The sequence below is a fragment of the Mycobacterium innocens genome (genome assembly GCF_900566055.1).
Classification (GTDB): Bacteria; Actinomycetota; Actinomycetes; order Mycobacteriales; family Mycobacteriaceae; genus Mycobacterium; species Mycobacterium innocens.
Genome location: NZ_UPHQ01000189.1, coordinates 18,013 through 32,876 on the forward strand (window position 1 = coordinate 18,013; position 14,864 = coordinate 32,876).

12 protein-coding genes and 2 tRNA genes are annotated in these 14,864 nt (G+C 65.3%); 3 read left to right on the forward strand and 11 right to left on the reverse strand.

The features are described from left to right. Nucleotides 1–34: 34 nt before the first annotated feature. The 7 genes from EET03_RS18370 to clpX all read right to left on the reverse strand — a co-directional run bounded on the left by EET03_RS18370 (nt 35) and on the right by clpX (nt 9,164). On the reverse strand, nt 35–628 hold the full coding sequence (locus EET03_RS18370) for a DUF937 domain-containing protein (protein WP_075542540.1): 594 nt from the start codon (nt 626–628) through the stop codon (nt 35–37). 72 nt (nt 629–700) lie between these two features. Beyond that, nucleotides 701–1,957, reverse strand: coding sequence for a saccharopine dehydrogenase family protein (locus EET03_RS18375; protein ID WP_075542539.1), 1,257 nt, complete (start codon nt 1,955–1,957; stop codon nt 701–703). Nucleotides 1,958–2,070: 113 nt separating this feature from the next. Then, nucleotides 2,071–2,688 carry a transglycosylase family protein gene (locus tag EET03_RS18380; RefSeq protein ID WP_075542560.1) on the reverse strand — a complete coding sequence of 206 codons (618 nt, stop codon included), beginning with the start codon at nt 2,686–2,688 and terminating at the stop codon, nt 2,071–2,073. 1,085 nt (nt 2,689–3,773) lie between these two features. Beyond that, nucleotides 3,774–4,379, reverse strand: coding sequence for a molybdenum cofactor guanylyltransferase (gene mobA, locus EET03_RS18385; RefSeq protein WP_279637713.1), 606 nt, complete (start codon nt 4,377–4,379; stop codon nt 3,774–3,776). Between the two features lies 1 nt (nt 4,380). Further along, a complete protein-coding gene (locus EET03_RS18390) occupies nt 4,381–5,472 on the reverse strand; it encodes a 2-oxoacid:ferredoxin oxidoreductase subunit beta (protein ID WP_075542538.1) in 1,092 nt (363 codons plus the stop codon). A 68-nt stretch (nt 5,473–5,540) separates the two neighbouring features. Next, entirely contained in the window at nt 5,541–7,502 is a 1,962-nt protein-coding gene (locus EET03_RS18395) for a 2-oxoacid:acceptor oxidoreductase subunit alpha (protein ID WP_063470929.1), read from the reverse strand. Between the two features lie 381 nt (nt 7,503–7,883). Further along, entirely contained in the window at nt 7,884–9,164 is a 1,281-nt protein-coding gene (clpX, locus tag EET03_RS18400) for an ATP-dependent Clp protease ATP-binding subunit ClpX (RefSeq protein ID WP_023365883.1), read from the reverse strand. A 286-nt stretch (nt 9,165–9,450) separates the two neighbouring features. Between clpX and mmuM the strand changes: the two genes are divergently transcribed. Next, nucleotides 9,451–10,335, forward strand: a complete 885-nt coding sequence (gene mmuM, locus EET03_RS18405) for a homocysteine S-methyltransferase (protein ID WP_099194228.1) — start codon at nt 9,451–9,453, stop codon at nt 10,333–10,335. A gap of 2 nt (nt 10,336–10,337) precedes the next feature. Here the strand turns inward: mmuM and clpP2 are convergent, their stop codons facing one another. The 4 genes from clpP2 to EET03_RS18425 all read right to left on the reverse strand — a co-directional run bounded on the left by clpP2 (nt 10,338) and on the right by EET03_RS18425 (nt 13,278). Next, nucleotides 10,338–10,973 carry an ATP-dependent CLP protease proteolytic subunit ClpP2 gene (gene clpP2, locus EET03_RS18410; protein WP_063470928.1) on the reverse strand — a complete coding sequence of 212 codons (636 nt, stop codon included), beginning with the start codon at nt 10,971–10,973 and terminating at the stop codon, nt 10,338–10,340. Next, nucleotides 10,970–11,578, reverse strand: coding sequence for an ATP-dependent Clp protease proteolytic subunit (locus EET03_RS18415; RefSeq protein ID WP_099193646.1), 609 nt, complete (start codon nt 11,576–11,578; stop codon nt 10,970–10,972). The genes clpP2 and EET03_RS18415 overlap by 4 nt, the downstream gene beginning before the upstream one ends. A gap of 105 nt (nt 11,579–11,683) precedes the next feature. Next, nucleotides 11,684–13,165 carry a trigger factor gene (tig, locus tag EET03_RS18420; protein WP_099193647.1) on the reverse strand — a complete coding sequence of 494 codons (1,482 nt, stop codon included), beginning with the start codon at nt 13,163–13,165 and terminating at the stop codon, nt 11,684–11,686. Between the two features lie 36 nt (nt 13,166–13,201). Further along, nucleotides 13,202–13,278 (reverse strand) — tRNA-Pro (locus tag EET03_RS18425). Between the two features lie 146 nt (nt 13,279–13,424). Here EET03_RS18425 and EET03_RS18430 point away from each other — a divergent pair. Then, nucleotides 13,425–13,495, forward strand: a tRNA-Gly gene (locus tag EET03_RS18430). Between the two features lie 31 nt (nt 13,496–13,526). Then, the gene (locus tag EET03_RS18435) at nt 13,527–14,711 is read left to right on the forward strand and encodes a serine hydrolase domain-containing protein (protein ID WP_075542535.1); all 1,185 of its coding nucleotides are present in this window, start codon (nt 13,527–13,529) and stop codon (nt 14,709–14,711) included. Nucleotides 14,712–14,864 lie beyond the last annotated feature (153 nt).

A 14,864-nucleotide genomic window follows, 5' to 3' on the forward strand; every position in this document is an offset into this window, starting at 1 on the left:
TCGTCATCCGGTCCGGCCGACTGATTGCGCCGGGTTACTTTCTTCCGCCGAGGAGCCCGCCGATGATGTCACCCAGCGCGCGGCCCCTGCCACCCAGTAGGTTGCCGAGGGACGTTTCATCATTTCCGCCCCCGAGGATCCCGCCGAGCAGCTGAGCCACGCCGCCACCGGCGCCTGTTTCCTCGTGCTGGACCGCGGTACCCTGCAGTGCGCCGCCCGGCCGGAGCTGATTTCCCAGGTATGCCAGCACGATCGGGAGCACCAGCGGCAACAACCGCTGCAGAAGTTCTCTCCTTCCGGCCCCACCACTGGCCAGTGCCGATGCCACGCAGTCGCTGTCATTGCCGGCGAACAGCGTGGCGACGACCTCTTCGGCCTCCTCTTCGCCGCGCCGGTCAACCTGGTCGAGCGCCCCGCCCGCGTCGAGCAGGCCACGCGCGGCGTGGCTGCTGGCGGCTGACTCGATCCGGCCGGCGTGTTCGGGATCCTGCGAATGCTGGTGCAATCCGGTAAGCAGCACCGGTACCAGCGTGCGGACCGCCCCGTCCACCTCGGTTTCGTCGGCACCGAGCGTGCGCGCGATGTCAGATGTAGGAATCTGGGTGTAGAGATCATCAAGACCGGGCATCGGTACAGGCTGCCTTCGGAGTCGGATATCAAGCCACCTCCCTTCTGACCCTAGACGTACGCCGTCACCGGCTCAGACCAGCCGCTCGGTGTGCAACGACACACCGGCGGCCGGGAAGCGAGCCAGCAGCGCGTCACCCATCGCGGCGGCCGGGGTCAGCACCCCGTGCAGATCCGAGAGCTTGTCGCGATCGAATGCCAGCGCCAGACCGCACTCCCCCAGCAACACCGACGTCGCCTTGTAGCCGGGATCGCCGTCCTGCTTCATGCGCGCCACATATCGGGCCCCCGAGGCTGTGGTGGTGTAGGTCTCGATCCGGTAGTAGCCACGCTCGCGAGCCGCCGCGCTCGGGCCGGAGCCCGGCTTGGGCACCACCCGCTGCACCAACCCTTGTGGTAGCAGCCGGAAATATCGGCTGCCCAATCCGGTCGTCACGTTTCCGATGCCGCTGATGACGGCCGACGCCACCGGCGCCAGCAGCGATGATCCCAGGCTCATGTGCTCGCTGTACCGGAACCGCCTGCCATAGGCCCAATCCAACAGCGCGTTGCTGCGGCGCACGATCCTGGTGTTGGTCGGCGCCATCAGGAACCCGGCCGTCCACAGTCCGCTCAGCTCGGGAGCGAGTTGACTGCCGCGCCGCCATGGCAGATCGGGCTGCGGGCCGAGTTCGGGCTCGGCGGCGCGGTCGGTGCTCAGCGTGTACGGGTCAGCGAATTGCCGACGCAGGTCAGAGTCGGCGGAGACGGCACGCAGAATCTCCAGCATCGACGCGATAGTGCCGCCGGATAGCCCACCGGCGAAGGACCGGACCACAAAATGCGTGTCGCCCAGTTCCCCCGCGCCGTCGTGGTGCGCAGCGTGGTACAGGGCGTACACGCTGAGGTCTGATGGGATCGAGTCGAAGCCGCAGGCATGCACAATCCGGGCACCGGTGTCGGCGGCCTGCTTGTGGTGCTGATCGATGCTGTCGCGGACAAACGGCGGTTCGCCGGTCAGGTCGGCGTAATCGGTGCCGGCGGCGGCGCACGCGGCCACCAACGGCAGCCCGTAGCGCATATAGGGCCCGACCGTGGTGACGACGACTCGGGTGCGGGCCGCCATCTGCTCGAGGGTCGCGGGCGACCCGGCGTCGGCGGCGACGACCGACCAGGACTGCGCGGGTTCTCCCAACGTGTCGCGAACGGCGAGCAATCGCTCGGTCGACCTGCCGGCCAGCGCGATTCGCGCGTCTCCGCCGGCTCGAGCCAGGTATTCGGCGGTCAGCTTGCCGACGAAACCCGTGGCCCCGTAGAGGATGATGTCGAATTCACGCGGCGCTGCGGTCACTGGCCAGACGCTACCCGCGGTGCGCGGCCCAGCACGCTGCGACCCCGAATACGACAGGTGCCGGGCCCGAAGGCCCGGCACCCGGTGTTCGGCTATATCGCCTGCCGGTGTGGTCAGCCGCGACGACCACAGACCGGCCAGGCGCCGATCCCCTGCGAACGCAGTACGTTCTCGGCCACGCGGATCTGCTCCTCACGGCTGGCGCCGGCCGCCGAGCCTGAGCCGCCGTTGGCATGCCAGGTGCCGGAGGTGAACTGCAGGCCGCCGGAGTAGCCGTTACCGGTATTGATAGCCCAGTTGCCACCCGACTCGCACTGCGCGATGGCGTCCCAGTTCACGCTGTAGGCCTTGGGAGCCGGCGGAGGAGGCGGGACGTCGGGGGCCGGCGGTGGCGCCATGTTCGGGTCGAAGTCCACCGGTTCCGGGGCCGGCGGCGCGGCGTCCGGGGCCGGCCCATCCGGCAGGTCGACCGGCGCGATCACGGCGTCGGGAGCCGCAGGCGGGGGCACGTTCGGGTCGAACCCCACGAGCTCAGGGGCCGGTGCGTCGTCCGGGGCGCCCTGAGCAAAGGCGTCCGGAGCCGGAGGCAGGTTCGGGTCGAAGCCCACCGCATCGGGGCCGGGCGCCGCGTTCGGGTCAAGGCCCTCGTCCGCAGCGGCGGTACCGGACGGCACAGTCACGAGCGTCCCTGTGATCGCGGCGACGATGAGCGTCTTACGGACGTTCTTCAACATTGTTCCTTTCGCGGTGCGCGCGCGCCAAAGCGAGCCAGCCCACGGCGGTGGGTTGGATGCGTTGTCCAGGTGGAATTGCTGCTTTGGGACGTGCCGTCTCGTTTCGGCACGACAGCGGAGGGCCCAAGTTGCCCGTCGGGGGTTTCTATGCCCGACTGCTGCGACGGCTGTACTAGATCCGTGCCGCCCTCAGCTCCGCTCACACGCGGGATCCGTGGATTCAATTGTGTTCAACTACTGATGCCCGGTTTCGGGCTAAACGCACCGTACGATAACGATTTGGATTCGTCATCCCGGCCGAAGTGATATTTCGGTTCTATAACAAGCGGATCACGACGCGGTCGTACAATGGTCTCCGCAGGTCAAGCGCCTGTTTATCGCTGCGGCCGGACGTTCGTGCCTCCGGTGCCACGGTGAGCCGAATCACGCGCATTTTGTGAGCTGTGCCACGCATTTGCCACTATTGGTCGCCGGTCTATTCAACGGATCCGTCGGCAGGTGACCGTGACCCAGCTCATAGCACACCGCTCCCCCGCTATCGCCGGTAGACCTCGCCACCAAGCGGGCCCGGCGAAGTGACAATCCCGGAAGACGTCGCGGGGCCGAGACGCAACTCATGGCTCAGCGAAAGTGCGTTCCCACTAAGGTTTTTCGTGCTCAATGACCTCATCGTCCAGGTCCGGCGAGGTAGCCGCGCACCCCGGCGTGCCAAGGCCGGCCCGGCCGCTGATTGCGCACACGACCGGATGCCTGCCGTCGGCTGCGCTGTCGTTGATTTCTTGCACAGACACTTACCGACGATGACAGCGGAACGACTTCCTAGGTAGCTGGCAGCCGAAATGCACTGTGTTACAACAACATAGGATGCGCAGTACAAGGGGCAAGGTACTTCTTGGCTGAAAACGACCATAATAAGGGACGAATTCTAAAACTACCAATAACGTGTGAAATTAGAAAACAAACAGAAGTAAAAGACTCACGCCCTGCACAAGAATTCGATTGCGCTCAATCCGGAGAGCAAACCGACGCAAACCGGGCGCGAATTCTGCAGCCCGTCGCCCGGGCACGGTAAGAGCTGACGGTCAGCGCCGAGGCTGTGCTGGTAGGCGCAAGTCGGCCGCGGTATTGACATTTGACAGCGGCCCGGAATTCGACATCACGATCCGTTGAGCGTCGCAAGCATCGACGAAGGCGCTCAACCTGCGCTCACCGGCGGCAACCAATGCATCAACCCGATCGGCCAACTCGGTCCGGTATACCGCAGCCAAGTAGTGGCTGCGACCGTCCCAGGGCAGCACCACTTCGGCATTGGTCTGCACCGCACGGCGCACCAGTTCATCGATCAATTCGACTGTCAGCAAAGGCATGTCGACCGCGCACACGAACGCAAGCCGCGCGCCGGCCGCGGCGGCCGCACGCAAGCCGCGCCCAGTCGCCGGCAACGGACCGAGCCCCCGCACTTCGTCGCGCAGCACGTCAGCCGGCAACGGGGGCAATGGTTGCCCAGGAGCCGCCATCACGAATAACGGGTCGCAGCGCTGTCCGACAACACCGACCACGTGCTCGACCAGCGTTGTGGTCCCTCCTGGCAGCGGCAGCGTCGCTTTGTCACGACCCATCCGCCGCGACTCTCCGCCGGCCAGGACGACCCCGGCGAGTGACCCTGCGCCCGGCACCGGTTCGCCCACGTCAGCCGACAGTCCAGGTGTCACGCCCGCGGAGCAGCGCTTGCAGCGCGGCGGCGTCGGACGGAACCGTACTCTGGGCGGCGCTGACCTGAGAACGTGCCGCGTCATCGTAGGTGGGCCTGCTGATGTGGCGGAAGATTCCGAGCACGGTGTGCTCGAGGTTTTGATCGGACAGCCGAGACAACGCGAACGCATACGCCGCGTCGTCGGCGTGTGCGTCGTGCACCACGATGTCCTCGACAGCCACGTCGACGGTCTTGGCCACGTCGAGGCTGAAGCCAGACCTCACGACGCAGTATTCACCGTTGGCGCCGAACACGATCGGTTCACCATGGCGGACGTTGATCACCCGCTCTTCCGCCCCCTCCTTGCGCAGCGCGTCGAAGGAGCCGTCGTTGAATATCGGGCAGTCCTGCAGGATTTCGACCAGCGCGGCACCGCGGTGCTGGGCGGCAGCGCGCAGCACCGCGGAAAGCCCGGCGCGGTCGGAATCCAGCGCGCGGCCGACGAACGTCGCCTCGGCACCCAAGGCCAGCGAGACCGGGTTGAATGGAGTATCCAGCGAACCCATCGGGGTCGACTTGGTGATCTTGCCGACCTCCGATGTCGGTGAGTATTGCCCCTTGGTCAGCCCGTAGATCCGGTTGTTGAACAGCAGAACCGTGATGTTGACGTTGCGGCGCATTGCGTGGATCAGGTGGTTACCACCGATCGACAACGCATCACCATCTCCGGTGACCACCCACACCGACAGGTCCTCGCGGGCCAGCGCCAGCCCGGTCGCGATCGCCGGCGCGCGGCCGTGGATCGAGTGGAATCCATAGGTCTCGAGGTAGTACGGGAAGCGGCTGGAACATCCGATGCCGCTGATGAACACGACGTTCTCGCGGCGTAATCCGAGTTCGGGCAGAAAGTTGCGAATGGTGTTGAGGATGACGTAGTCCCCGCACCCCGGGCACCAGCGGACCTCTTGGTCACTGGTGTAATCCTTGGCCTTCTGCGGTTGGTCCGTCGTGGGCACCCGCGAGTTCTTGGTCAAACTCGGGGTTAGCCCGAGGTCTGTGCCCGCCAGATCGCCGGTCGCGCTAGTCATGAGCGCCGCTCCTCCTCATTGCCTGGTCCCGCGCTGACGGGCGGCGCCCCACTGGGTCGCGGCGACGGTCATTCGACAGCTCCCGCTCCAATGGGGGCCGCCCCCAATTTGGCGACCATCGTCTTGTCTTGCTCAATCTCGGCCAGCGTCCCGCCCAATGCCGCGCGGATAACTCGGCCAATTTCGTCGGTCAAGAACGACAACCCTTGAACTTTGGTGACCGATTGAATGTCGACCAGATACTTTCCGCGCAGCACCAGCGCCAACTGGCCCAGGTTCATCTCCGGTGCCACTACCTGCGGATAACTTCGCAGCACGTCACCCAGGTTCGCCGGCAATGGGCTGAGGTACCGCAAGTGGGCATGAGCGACCCTGATCCCCTTGCGCCGCGCCCGCCGGCACGCCTCGCCGATCGGCCCGTAAGAACTGCCCCAGCCGAGCAATAACAGCTCGGCGTCCCCCGTCGGGTCGTCGACTTCGAGGTCGGGAACTCGGATTCCGTCAATCTTGGCTTGGCGAATCCGAACCATGAGGTCGTGATTCATCGGCTCGTAGGAGATGGCACCGGAGCCATTGGCCGCTTCCAGCCCGCCGATGCGGTGCTCCAGACCTGGAGTGCCGGGGACGGCGAACTGACGGGCCAGAGTCTCGGGGTCGCGATTGTACGGCTGGAAAGGCTCGTCCGGTTTGGCGAACTTGTGCACGATGGGCTCAAAGGTGGTGATGTCGGGAATTCGCCACGGTTCCGAGCCGTTGGCAATGGCCCCATCGGACAACACGATCACCGGGGTCTGGTAGGCAAGGGCAATCCGCACCGCCTCGACGGCGACCTCAAAGCAGTCGGCCGGCGACCGCGGCGCCAGCACCGCAACCGGCGACTCACCGTTGCGGCCATACAACGCCTGCAGCAGGTCAGCCTGCTCGGTCTTGGTGGGCAGGCCAGTCGACGGCCCACCGCGCTGCACATCGATGACGATCAATGGCAGTTCGGTCATCACGCCAAGGCCTAGTGCCTCGGACTTCAGCGAAATACCCGGCCCCGACGTGCTGGTGACACCGATCGCACCGCCGTAGGCTGCGCCCAGGGCCGCGCAGATACCCCCGATCTCGTCTTCGGCCTGGAAGGTGATGACATTGAAGTTCTTGTGCTTGGACAGCTCGTGCAGGATGTCGGACGCCGGCGTAATCGGATAGCTGCCCAGCACCACCGGAGCATTGGCGAGCTGACCCGCTGCAACGATCCCGTACGCCAAAGCGGTGTTTCCCGAGATTTGCCGGTATTCACCGGGCGGCAAGGCCGCCGCCGGAACTTCGTACGTGGTGCCGAATGCCTCGGTGGTCTCGCCGTAGTTCCACCCCGCCTTGAGGGCCAGCACATTGATCTCGGCGATGTCGGGCTTGCGCGCAAACTTCTCTCTGATGAAGTTTTCACTGGTCCGTATCGGCCGGCCGTACATCCATGACAACAACCCCAAAGCGAACATGTTCTTGGCGCGCTGGCCGTCTTTCTTCGACGCGCCGACGGTTTCCACTGCCGCCAGGGTCAACGTGGTCATCGGCACGGAATGCACGACGTACTCGTCCAATTCGTCGGACTCCAGCGGATTGGTGACATAGCCGACCTTCATCAAGTTGCGCTTGGTGAACTCGTCCGAATTGGCAATCACCATGCCCCCGCGGGGCAGGTCACCGATATTGGCCTTCAGCGCTGCCGGGTTCATCGCGACCAGCACGTCCGGCCGGTCACCGGCCGTCAGGATGTCGTAGTCGGCAATCTGTATCTGAAAGGACGACACCCCGGGCAGGGTGCCCGCCGGGGCCCGGATCTCGGCGGGATAGTTCGGCTGGGTGGCCAGGTCGTTGCCGAATATGGCCGCTTCCGAAGTGAACCTGTCGCCGGTCAGCTGCATCCCGTCGCCGGAGTCCCCGGCGAAACGGATGACGACATGTTCCAGGCGCCGCCGCTCGTGCCGGGCATGCGACGCCACGGCATGAGACTCCGGCTCGGCTCCGCTGCCATTCGGATCCACGTCTCCGCCTTCCGTCCGTAATCAGGCTTTTAATCAGGCCCTAATCAGGAGAAGCACTCCGGTGCGGTTTCAGGTTACGCCGTCGGAATGGCTCCCCCACCTCACGTTTTGGTGTCACTGGCGGTATCAAGTATGACACTTGTTCCTGCGCGTTTGGCCGTCACCGAACCTCGGCAGAGTGCGGTCGATTCGCTAAAAGCCGACGTCAGGGCGGGGACGGTGGCGACGGCAACCCAAACTGTGGTCTTGGTCACTTTCTCAGCAACCGCACCTAAGACCGTCTGAGACCGCTCGATCGTGTCGCAGCTGGGCGACGCGCGGGTACAGAGCTTGGTCGCGACGGGCTCGGGTCGTGGCGTCGGGGCCCGTATCTTCGCAACGCTAGGCGCTCTTGTCGCGGCGCTCGGAACGGGACGGCTTGCGCGGCACAATCGTCGGCAGCACGTTGTCCTGCACGGTCTCCTTGGTGACCACCACTTTGGCGACATCGTCGCGGCTGGGGATGTCATACATGACCGGCAGCAGAACTTCTTCCATGATCGCCCGCAAGCCGCGAGCGCCGGTGCCGCGGTGGATCGCTTGGTCCGCGATCGCTTCCAGCGCATCGTCGGTGAACTCCAGCTCCACGCCATCCATTTCGAAGAGCCGGGTGTACTGCTTGACCAAAGCGTTCTTCGGCTCGGACAAGATCTTGACCAACGACTCCTTGTCCAGGTTGGTGACCGAGGCAACCACCGGCAGGCGGCCGATGAATTCGGGAATCAGACCAAACTTGATCAGGTCCTCGGGCATCACTTCGGCAAAATGGTCGGTGGTGTCGATCTCGGCCTTGGAGCGGACTTCGGCGCCGAAGCCCAAGCCGCGCTTGCCCACCCGCTCGTAGATGATCTTCTCCAGCCCGGCGAATGCGCCCGCGACGATGAAAAGCACGTTGGTGGTGTCGATCTGGATGAACTCTTGATGCGGGTGCTTGCGGCCGCCCTGTGGGGGAACCGATGCCTGGGTGCCCTCGAGAATTTTCAGCAGGGCCTGCTGAACGCCTTCTCCCGAGACGTCGCGGGTAATCGACGGGTTCTCGCTCTTGCGGGCGATCTTGTCGACCTCGTCGATGTAGATGATGCCCGTCTCGGCGCGCTTGACGTCGTAGTCGGCTGCCTGGATCAGTTTGAGCAGGATATTCTCGACGTCTTCACCGACATAACCGGCCTCGGTGAGCGCCGTGGCGTCGGCGATGGCGAACGGCACGTTGAGCATCTTGGCCAGCGTCTGGGCCAGGTAGGTCTTGCCGCAACCGGTCGGTCCCAGCATCAAGATATTGGATTTGGTCAGCTCGACCGGCTCGTGCCGGGAGTCGCGGCTCTTCTCGCCGGCTTGGATGCGCTTGTAGTGGTTGTAGACCGCGACGGCCAGGGTCCGTTTGGCGGTGTCCTGTCCGATGACGTAGCCCTCGAGGAATTCCCGGATTTCAACGGGCTTGGGCAGTTCATCGAGTTTCACATCGTCGGCGTCGGCGAGTTCCTCTTCGATGATCTCGTTGCAAAGGTCGATGCACTCATCGCAGATGTACACTCCGGGACCGGCGATGAGCTTCTTGACCTGTTTTTGACTCTTCCCGCAGAACGAGCACTTCAGCAGGTCACCGCCGTCTCCTATGCGCGCCATGATGGTGAGGGCCTACTTCCTGTTCGCCGTTCGTCTTACCGTGCCGCGTGTACTCCCCGACGCTACCCGCTTGCTGCGGCCCACCGCGACTGTTGGCGCCGAATAGCGTCTTTGATATTCCTGGGTATTCATAGCCTCGTGTCTGAATGAAACATATCGCCCGGCGGCGCCCGCACTCGTCGAGACGCGCAATCGGTGTCGCCGGCGTGTCGCGGTCGTGATGCAACCGATGCTCATGGCACCCGGTGGCGGCCCACACCCCAGGCGACCACCCTACAGTGACGTTGTGCGGTTGACTGCTGATTCGGTGGTGATCAGCGACGGCGGCCTGGCCACCGAGCTCGAGGCCCGCGGTCATGACCTCACCGACCGGTTGTGGTCGGCGCGGCTGCTGACCGACGCGCCGCAGGAGATCACCGCGGTGCATGCGGCGTACTTTCGCGCCGGCGCCACGATCGCCACGACAGCCAGCTACCAGGCGTCGTTCGAGGGATTCGCGGCGCACCGGATCGGCCACGAGGAAGCGGTCGCGTTGCTGCGCCGCAGTGTCGAACTCGCCGCGACCGCGCGAGACGAGGTCGGCGCGGCCGGCCTTCTGGTGGCCGCCTCGGTCGGACCCTACGGCGCCGCGCTCGCCGATGGGTCGGAATATCGAGGCGGCTACGGACTCAGCGTCAAGGCTCTAACCAGGTGGCATCGCCCCCGGCTGGAGGTGTTGGCCGCCGCCGGAGCGGACGTGCTGGCACTGGAAACCATCCCCGATGTCGACGAGGCCGAAGCACTCGTCAACCTGGTGCGCCAGGTGGGCGTGCCGGCGTGGCTCAGCTACACGATCGAGGGGACCCGAACCCGAGCCGGGCAACCGCTGGCCGACGCGTTCGCGGTGGCCGCTGGAGTTCCGGAGATCGTCGCGGTGGGCGTCAATTGCTGCGCTCCCGACGATGTATTGGCGGCAATCGCCTGCGCCGACGTGGGCAAGCCGGTGATCGTCTACCCCAACAGCGGCGAGCATTGGGACAGCCCGCGCCGTGCCTGGGTAGGCCCGCGGCGGTTTTCTGGTGAGCTCGCCACGCAGTGGGTTGCCGCGGGAGCGCGCATCGTCGGCGGATGCTGCCGGGTGGGGCCGGCCGACATCGCCGAGATCCGGCGGGCACTGGCCGTTGAGGCCTAAGTTCAGGCCTTCTGCGCGGACAGCTTCCGGTACTCCAGAACGGTGTCGATGATGCCGTAGTCCTTGGCCTCTTCGGCGGTCAGGATCTTGTCTCGGTCGGTGTCCTTGCGGATCACCGCGGCGTCCTTGCCGGTGTGGCGCGCCAGCGTGGTTTCCATCAGCGTGCGCATCCGCTCGATCTCGGCTGCCTGGATCTCCAGATCGGAGAACTGACCCTGGATCACCCCCGACAATGACGGCTGGTGGATCAGCACCCGCGCGTTGGGCAGCGCCATCCGCTTACCCGGCGTCCCGGCAGCTAACAGCACAGCCGCCGCCGAGGCGGCCTGACCGAGGCACACCGTCTGGATGTCGGCCCGCACGTACTGCATGGTGTCGTAGATCGCCATCAGAGAGGTGAACCCACCGCCGGGCGAGTTGATGTACATGGTGATATCGCGGTCGGGGTCCAGCGACTCGAGCACGAGCAGCTGCGCCATGATGTCGTTGGCCGATGCGTCGTCGACCTGGACACCAAGGAAGATGATGCGTTCCTCGAACAGCTTGTTGTAGGGGTTGGACTCCTTGATACCGAAGCTGGAGTGCTCGATGAACGACGGCAGGATGTACCGCGCCTGGGGCTGGCTCTGAGGATTCATTGCATTTCTCCATTGGTGACGCTTGCGGCGCGGGTGATGATGTGGTCGACGAAACCGTATTCCAGGGCTTCGGGGGCGGTGAACCAGCGATCGCGATCCGAGTCCGCCTCGATGCGCTCGATCGGCTGGCCGGTGAATTCGGCGTTGAGCCGGAACATCTCCTTCTTGATGACCGCGAACTGCTCGGCCTGGATTGCGATGTCGGCCGCACTGCCGGTGACGCCGCCCAGCGGCTGGTGCATGAGGACGCGAGCGTGCGGCAGCGCGTAACGCTTGCCCTTGGTCCCCGCGGCCAGGAGGAACTCGCCCATGGAGGCGGCCATCCCCATCGCGTAGGTGGCGATGTCGCAGGGCGCCAAGGTCATGGTGTCGTAGATCGCCATGCCGGCGCTGATCGATCCGCCCGGGGAGTTGATGTACAGCGAGATGTCCTTGGTGGGGTCCTCGGCCGCGAGCAGCAGAATCTGCGCACACAGCCGGTTGGCCACGTCGTCGTTCACCTCTGAACCCAGGAAGATGATGCGCTCGGAGAGTAAACGCTCATAGACCGAGTCCGTGAGGGAAAGGCCCTGCGAGTTCGAACGCATGCCAGTCACTTGGCTCACAGTGGGACACCTGCTTTCTTGAGTTCCGTATGAACCGACCCTAACCAACCGCAGTGGCTGTGTGGCGCTCCCGCACCCCTGAAATGGGCGCGTTCGCTCACAGCGTCACGCGCTGTGTTCGTGGCCGGGCGGATCGGTCGCGTCGGTCACGGCTGGGGCATCGGCAGCCTCGGCCGGGGCGTCGGCAGTCTCGGCCGGGACGTCGGAGTCTTCGGCTCCCGCATCTGTCTCTTCGACGCCCGCGTCGGGCTCCTCCGAAGCCTCGGTGGTCGTGCCGAACAACTCGGCGGTGTCGATCGTGTTGCCGTCGCTATCGGTGACCGTTGCGGCCCGGGCGACGGCCCGTACCGCCAACTCGCGCCGAACGTCGGCGAACATCGACGGCAGCTGGTTGTTCTCCTGAAGGTAGGCGAACAGTTGTTGCGGCTCGACGCCGTACTGCCGCGACGTCGTCAACAGTCGTTCGGTGAGGTCCTCTTGGCCGACTTGGACTTTCAGCTCATCGGCGAGGGCGTCCAACAGCAGCTGCCTCTTGACATCCTTCTCCGATGCGCTGCGGGCCTCGGCATCGAACGCCTCACGCGACGAGCCTTGCTCGGCGAGCAGCTCGTTGAACCTGGCCTCGTCGTGGTTGATGCCACTCAGTGCGCTGTGGATGACGCTGTCGTACTGCGCCTGGACATAGGACTCCGGCACCGGCACGTCGACCTGCTCGAGCAGGGTGTCGATGGTGGCGTTGCGGATCTGCTCCGCCTGCTGGGCGCGCTTTGCCTGCAGCACCTGCTCACGCAGGTTGGCCCGCAGTTCCTCGACGGTGTCGAACTCGCTGGCCAACTGGGCGAACTCGTCGTCGGGCTCGGGCAGCTCGCGCTCCTTGACGGACTTGACGGTGACGGTGACCTCCGCGTCGCGCCCGGCGTGTTCGCCGGCTGCCAGCTTGGCGGTGAACACCCGGGACTCATCGACGGACAGTCCGACGATCGCGTCGTCGAGCCCTGCGATGAGGCGACCGGAGCCGACCTCGTGGGACAGTCCCTCCGCGGCGGCGTTGGGCACCTCCTCCCCGTCGACGGTTGCCGACAGGTCGATCGTGACGAAGTCGCCGACCGCCACCGGCCGCTCGACCGGGTTCAGCGTGCCGAAGCGGACGCGCAGCGACTGCAGCTCGGTCTCGACGTCGTCGTCGCTGACCTCGATGGGCTCCACCGAGACCGTCAATTGGCCCAGGTCGGGCAGCGTGATCTTGGGACGGACGTCGACCTCCGCGGTGAAAGCCAGATCCTGGCCGTATTCCTTTCGGGTGACCTCGATGTCGGGCCGGCCCAGTGGCTGGATCTCCGACTCGGCCAGCGCCTGTCCGTACCGGCTGGGCAGGGCATCGTTGACGATCTGATCGAGCATCGCCTCGCGGCCGAAGCGCGCCTCGATGAGCCGGATCGGCGCCTTGCCCGGCCGGAACCCAGGCAGCCGAACCTGTTTGGCCAGCTCCTTGTAGGCCCGCTGGAAATCGGGCTCGAGCTCTTCGAAGGGCACCTCCACATTGATACGAACCCGAGTGGGGCTCAAATGCTCGACGCTGCTCTTCACGGATGTGCTCCTCGATGGTCGTTCCGGACGGTCGGCTGGTCGGGGTGACAGGATTTGAACCTGCGGCCTTCCGCTCCCAAAGCGGATGCGCTACCAAGCTGCGCTACACCCCGCGCTGACCTCGCGATCCTACGGCCCGGCGACGGCGGGCCCGCAGCGACCTCCGGGGACCTGACGGAGCACGCGAAGCGCGTCACATAACTGCGTCGATTAGATTTGATCTCGGCCACCACGTAGAGTTTCGCTCGACTTAATGCATGCGGGCGTAGCTCAATGGTAGAGCCCTAGTCTTCCAAACTAGCGACGCGGGTTCGATTCCCGTCGCCCGCTCGGCCTCGGTAATTGCCCACAGAAAGGCACCATGAGCGACGTTGAAATACACGGCTCATGCGCGCCGGACTTCGCCAAGGTGCACGACGCCTTCCAGCGCAACTTCGAGTCGGGTCACGAAGTCGGCGCGGCAGTCGCCGTATGGGTTGACGGCGATCTCGTGGTCAACCTCTGGGGCGGTTCGGCGGACGCTGCCGGTACCCGACCCTGGCGACAGGACACCCTGACCAACGTGCTGTCCGGCACCAAGGGTCTGGCGGCTACCTGCATCCACCAGCTCGCCGACCGCGGTGAGCTGGACCTGCAGGCGCCGGTGGCCCGCTATTGGCCCGAGTTCGGGCAACACGGCAAGGAAGCCGTGACCGTGGCCATGGTGCTGAGCCACCGATCCGGCGTGATCGGACCGAACAAGCGACTGAGCTGGGAGCAAGTCACCGACTGGGACTTCGTCTGCGAGCAGTTGGCAGCGGCGGAACCATGGTGGGAGCCGGGCACTGCTCAGGGCTACCACATGACCACGTTCGGTTTCATCCTCGGCGAAGTGTTCCGCCGGATCACCGGTCGCACGATCGGCCACTACTTGCGCACCGAGATCGCCCAACCGATCGGCGCCGACGTCCACATCGGCCTGCCCCGGTACGAACAACATCGCTGTGCCGACATGGTCAACGAGCCGAAGGTGCGCGGGATGCTCGCCGATGTGCAAGCCCCCGGCTGTCCGGCGACCCTGGACGAACACCCTAAGGCCGCGCTGGCGGTCTCGATGGGATTCGCCCCCGCCGACGAAGTCGGCAACAACGACATGCAGCTGTGGCGTGAGCTGGAGTTCCCGGGCACCAACGGACTGGTCTCGGCGCTGGGCCTGGCGACGTTCTACAACGCGCTCGCCCAAGAGAAGCTGCTCAGCCGTGAACACATGGACCTGGTCCGAGTGTCGCAAGGCGGCTTCGACACCGATCTGGTGCTCGGTCCGCGGGTGGCCGATCACGGCTGGGGGTTGGGCTACATGCTCAACCAGCGCGCCATCAACGGCCCTAATCCGCGAACCTTCGGCCACGGCGGCCTGGGCGGTTCATTCGGGTTTGTCGATCTGGAACATGGCATCGGCTACGCGTACGTGATGAACCGCTACGACGCCAGTAAGGCCAACGCCGACCCCCGCAGCGTCGCCCTGAGCAACGAGGTCTACGCGACGCTCGGTGTCACGCCGGCCTGACCCGGCTTCGCAATTCGGGCAATGCACCGCAATGCGCCGAGCGTAGGCTGCGAAAGCCGTTCGGCAGCATGCGGTTTGACCGGACCTCGGCTTACCGTCCGCCCCCGGCCCCGCCACCTGGTCCGGCGGGCCCTGCCGGACCAGGCCCAGGTC

Excerpts from the sequence above, each read along its gene's own strand:
- EET03_RS18370 (WP_075542540.1), bottom strand. The coding sequence starts at position 628 with ATGCCCGGTCTTGATGATCTCTACACCCAGATTCCTACATCTGACATC.
- EET03_RS18390 (WP_075542538.1), bottom strand. The coding sequence starts at position 5,472 with ATGACTAGCGCGACCGGCGATCTGGCGGGCACAGACCTCGGGCTAACC.
- clpX (WP_023365883.1), bottom strand. The coding sequence starts at position 9,164 with ATGGCGCGCATAGGAGACGGCGGTGACCTGCTGAAGTGCTCGTTCTGC.
- clpP2 (WP_063470928.1), bottom strand. The coding sequence starts at position 10,973 with ATGAATCCTCAGAGCCAGCCCCAGGCGCGGTACATCCTGCCGTCGTTC.
- EET03_RS18435 (WP_075542535.1), top strand. The coding sequence starts at position 13,527 with ATGAGCGACGTTGAAATACACGGCTCATGCGCGCCGGACTTCGCCAAG.